This window comes from Microcystis sp. M090S1 (genome assembly GCF_020246295.1).
GTDB classification, from domain to species: domain Bacteria; phylum Cyanobacteriota; class Cyanobacteriia; order Cyanobacteriales; family Microcystaceae; genus Microcystis; species Microcystis aeruginosa.
Map to the genome: position 1 here is coordinate 1 of NZ_JADBTF010000009.1, position 4,663 is coordinate 4,663.

Annotated in this window: 2 protein-coding genes and 2 pseudogenes; 2 read left to right on the forward strand and 2 right to left on the reverse strand. The window is 44.9% G+C overall.

Annotated features, from left to right (window positions below):
* Positions 1 to 1,232 (forward strand): annotated as a pseudogene (locus IM477_RS00330) (RNA-guided endonuclease InsQ/TnpB family protein); the annotation flags it as partial.
* An 11-nt stretch (positions 1,233 to 1,243) separates the two neighbouring features.
* Here IM477_RS00330 and IM477_RS00335 read toward each other — a convergent pair.
* On the reverse strand, positions 1,244 to 2,851 hold the full coding sequence (locus IM477_RS00335; RefSeq protein WP_287729979.1) for a NuoF family protein: 1,608 nt from the start codon (positions 2,849 to 2,851) through the stop codon (positions 1,244 to 1,246).
* A gap of 28 nt (positions 2,852 to 2,879) precedes the next feature.
* Entirely contained in the window at positions 2,880 to 3,389 is a 510-nt protein-coding gene (gene hoxE, locus IM477_RS00340) for a bidirectional hydrogenase complex protein HoxE (protein WP_190720096.1), read from the reverse strand.
* Positions 3,390 to 3,958: 569 nt separating this feature from the next.
* Between hoxE and IM477_RS00345 the strand changes: the two are divergent.
* A pseudogene (locus IM477_RS00345) lies at positions 3,959 to 4,663 on the forward strand (Rpn family recombination-promoting nuclease/putative transposase); the annotation flags it as partial.

A 4,663-nucleotide genomic window follows, 5' to 3' on the forward strand; every position in this document is an offset into this window, starting at 1 on the left:
ATCAATACCGTATTTACCCAACAGACCAACAAAAGAGGCTTTTGTCTCAATTGTTGGGGTGTGTGCGCGTTGTCTGGAACGATACCTTAGCTTACTGTCAATAACTCTATCGACAAGGGGAGAAAAAGCCAAAATATACTGAGTTATCTAAAAGACTAACTCAAGTCAAGAAAACAGAAGAAAAACAGTGGTTAACCGAGGTTTCTTCTATCCCTTTACAGCAGTCTTTGAGAGACTTAGAGACAGCCTATTCTAACTTTTTTGCATCTTGCAAGGGAGAAAGAAAAGGAAAGAAAGTCAAACCTCCTAAATTTAAGAAGCGTAAATCTAAACAATTAGCAAGATTTACCGATAATGGTTTTACCGTTAACCAACACTGCGTTACTTTAGCGAAAATCGGTGATTTAAGAATAGTTTGGAGTCGCCCATTACCTTCTAAACCTTCTAGCGTCACCGTGATCAAAGACGCATCAGATCGATACTTTCTTAGTTTTGTCGTCGAGATTCAGTCCGAAATACTTCCCAATAATGGGGAGTCAGTGGGAATTGATCTAGGGATTGCTACCTTTGCTACCCTCTCAACAGGAGAAAAGATAGACGCACCGAAACCGTTAAAGAAACGATTAAAACGACTAAGAAAAGCACAGAAAAACCTTTCTAGAAAACAGAAGGGAAGTAAACGACGGGAAAAAGCTAGGAAACGAGTAGCTAGAATCCACGCAAAGATTAAAGACACTCGCACTGATTTCTTGCATAAACTATCCACTAGAGTTGTTCGTGAAAATCAAACGATAATTTTAGAGGATTTAAACACATCGGGAATGGTTAAAAATCGCAAGTTGTCCCGTGCTATATCAGATTTAGGATGGCGTTCTTTTCGAGATATGCTATCGGCAAAATCTGACAAATATGGGCGTGATTTTCGGATAATTTCCCGATGGGAGCCAACGTCTCAGAGGTGTTCCTGTTGTGGGAATATCGGCGGGAAGAAAGCGTTAAATATCCGTGAGTGGGAATGTCTTTTCTGTGGGACTTTCCATGATCGAGACGTGAACGCCGCAATTAATATCAAGGTCGCCGGTGGGCAATCGGAGACCTCAAAAAACGGACGCAGAGGAAAGTGTAAGACTTCTGTTAAAGAAGCAGCATCCCGTGAAGCGTCAACCCAACCGAAGATCGTTCAATTAAGTTTGTTTGATCTGCCGGTCATCACCGTCCGGCCCCGGCGGTGAGGATGTCAATCTCAAACAGAGACGGGGTGCTTGGTTTCCTGTAACAGAGCCAGATATTCCTCCTTAAAATACTTTAGGGTACTTAAAATCGGATTGGGGGCGCTTTGGCCAAGACCACAAAGACTGGTTTCTTTGACCATTTGACAGAGATGTTCTAGGTTTTCGAGGTCGTGAATATCGGCCTTTCGAGCGATAATTTTGGCCAATAATTCAAACATTTGTACTGTTCCCGTGCGACAGGGGATACATTTACCACAGGACTCCTCGCGACAGAACTCCATATAGAATTTCGCCACTTCCACCATACTGGTGGTATCATCCATAACCACCATCCCCCCGGATCCCATCATCGAACCGAGTTTGGCTAAGGATTCGTAATCCACGGGAGTATCGAGTAAATTAGCGGGAATACAACCCCCAGAGGGGCCGCCGGTTTGTACCGCTTTCACTTGACCATCGGGAACACCACCCCCCATCTCCTCGACAATTTCCCGGAGAGTAATGCCCATCGGCACTTCAATCAGCCCATTATTGCGGATTTTTCCCGTCAAAGCGAAGATTTTTGTCCCTTTACTGCTGGCAGTACCGATATTGGCGTACCAAGCGGCCCCCTCGCGGATAATAGCGGCGATATTAGCGTAGGACTCCACGTTATTAATCAGGGTGGGACAACCATCGAGGCCCGATTGGGCCGGATAGGGGGGACGGGTGCGGGGAGTGCCGCGGCCGCCTTCGATGGAATGGATGAGAGCGGTTTCCTCTCCACAGACAAAAGCTCCCGCCCCGATGCGGATATCCACCTTAAAATCGAAAGTGGACTCGAATACTTGGGAACCCATTAAACCAAATTTTTTGGACTGATTAATCGCTTTTTGCAGACGATCGATCGCCAGAGGATATTCGGCTCTAACATAGATATAACCATGATCCGCCCCCACGGCATAGGCAGCGATCGCCATTCCTTCCAGGACTAAATGGGGGTCACTTTCCAAGACACTACGGTCCATAAACGCCCCGGGGTCGCCTTCATCAGCATTACAGATAACGTATTTTTGTTGACCCGGTTGTTTAGCCACCGTCGCCCATTTTAAACCGGTGGGATAACCCGCACCTCCCCGGCCGCGCAAACCGCTTTGGGTGATTTCCTCCACCACCTGGGCCGGAGTCATCTCGTAGAGGGCCTTGTAGAGAGATTGATAACCCCCGACGGCGATATATTCCTCAATGCGATCGGGATCGATTTTACCGCTATTTTCCCGGACAATTTTGACTTGATGGGAGAAAAAGGGATGTTTTGAGTCCCCTAATTGCACCTCGGTTTTGCCGCCGTTTAAGGCCGCAATAATGCTGGCCGCACTTTCCGGGGTGACTTCTTCGTATAGGAGATCCTGGGGATCCACTTCCACCAACGGACCGCGACCACAAAAACCCATACAACCGACCCCGACCACTTCGACTTTATCCTCTAGGTCTGCTTCTTTGACGGCAGTGGCGAGGTTTTTTTTGATTTGGAGGGAGTTAGCAGCTTGGCAACCAGTGGAAGTGCAACAATGCACCCGGATGCTTTTTTGTCTAGTTTTTTCTTTCTCGGCCACTGCCAATAATTCTTGTAAGTCCATATTCTTCTCAATCCACTAGAGTGAAAAATTACTGGGAGAAACTCTGTAGTTTCGCTAAGACAGTCTCCGAATCTTGTTTAGGGGCCACGACTCCATCGAAGACCACGGCCGGCGCAATCCCACAGGCCCCGATACAACGGGCCGACACTAGGGAAATTTCTCCATCGGCGGTGGTTTCTCCCACTTTGACATCAAAGGTGTTTTCGATGTCTTCGAGGATTTTGCCGCTGCCTTTGACATAACAAGCAGTCCCCATACAGATGATACAGGTGTGTTTTCCCGCCGGTTTCAGGGAAAAGAGATGGTAGAAGGTTGCTACCCCATAGACGCGACTGAGGGGCAGTTTTAGCGCCCGGGCAACGTAGAGGAGAACATCTTCTTCTAGGAATCCAAAGGCTTCTTGGGCTTTGTGCAGGACTTCAATCAGGGCTGATTGATTATATCCTGCCCGCTTCATGGTGATGTCGAGGACTTTGAAGCGTTTATCGCCACTGGGATGCTCTTTTTTCTCCGTTTGACGAGGATTGGCAGTTTGCATAAATCTGAACCAAATAAATTTTAGGGGCGATGACGGGAAAAAGATGGAGAGTTGTCGGTTTTCCTTGGTCATCTCCCTGCTTTTATTCTGACACTGGCTCCGGAGGGCGATCGATAACTTTATCTTTCCTTTAGTTATTGGGGGATAGGGGATTTTTCGGCCTTGTCAAATTGAAAGATGCTCCGAATCAGCCTGGAACTGAAATTACTTTGATAGCAAGGATTGCATTGCATCTTTCCTATAATAGTGTTTAATCAACGAATAGGGCCTTTTATGGCGGGCTTAAGTGGGGAACAAGAGTCGCTCGATTTAGCAGTGGAATATAGCTAGGTAATAGCTGTAGGGCTAATTCATGAATTAGCCCTACAATCAATTATGATGAACCCTGGAAATAGAAAACGGGTTTCTTCGATAAACCCGTTTTCTGCGGGTTTTTTTGCGGGAAGCATCCCCCTCTCCTCGTAGGTTAAAGGGATGAGGTCATAACAATCTGTTGCCACAACCGACTTTTCAGAATACAATAGAGAAGAGTAGTCATTCATCACTCAGATTAGTTAAGATGATATTACATGACTAATAATATTGACCATGATCGCTTATTTAAGGAGTTAATCTCCACCTTTTTTGTCGAATTTATTGAGTTATTTTTTCCTCAATTAATCGATTATTTAGATAGGGACTCGATTACTTTTTTAGACAAAGAAGTATTTACCGATGTCACGGAAGGAGAAAGACATGAAAGCGATTTAGTCGCACAGGTTAAGTTTCGAGGAAAAGAATCTTTTTTTCTGATTCATGTGGAGGCGCAGGAAAGTTCCCGCAAGTGGTTTAACCGGCGAATGTTTACTTATTTTGCTCGCTTTCATGAGAAATTTGTCTTACCGATTTATCCGATTGTAATTTTTTCTTATTCAAAGCCCAAAAAGAGCAGCGATTAGTCAATATGTAGTCGATTTTCCTGATTTTAAGGTCTTAGAATTTAACTATCAAGTAGTGCAGTTAAATCGATTAAATTGGCGAGATTTTCTCAATCAACCGAATCCGGTTGCTTCAGCTTTGATGGCGAAGATGAACATTGCCGAGAAAGAGCGAGCAAAAGTTAAGGCGGAATGTCTGCGCTTGTTAATTACTTTAAAGTTAAATCCTGCAAAAATGCAATTAATTTCTGGATTTATCGATACATATCTCAATCTAAATCCGGTCGAAGAGATACAATTTCAAGAAGAGATTAGCACATTTAGTCAACCCGTACAGGAGGGAGTTATGCAAATTAC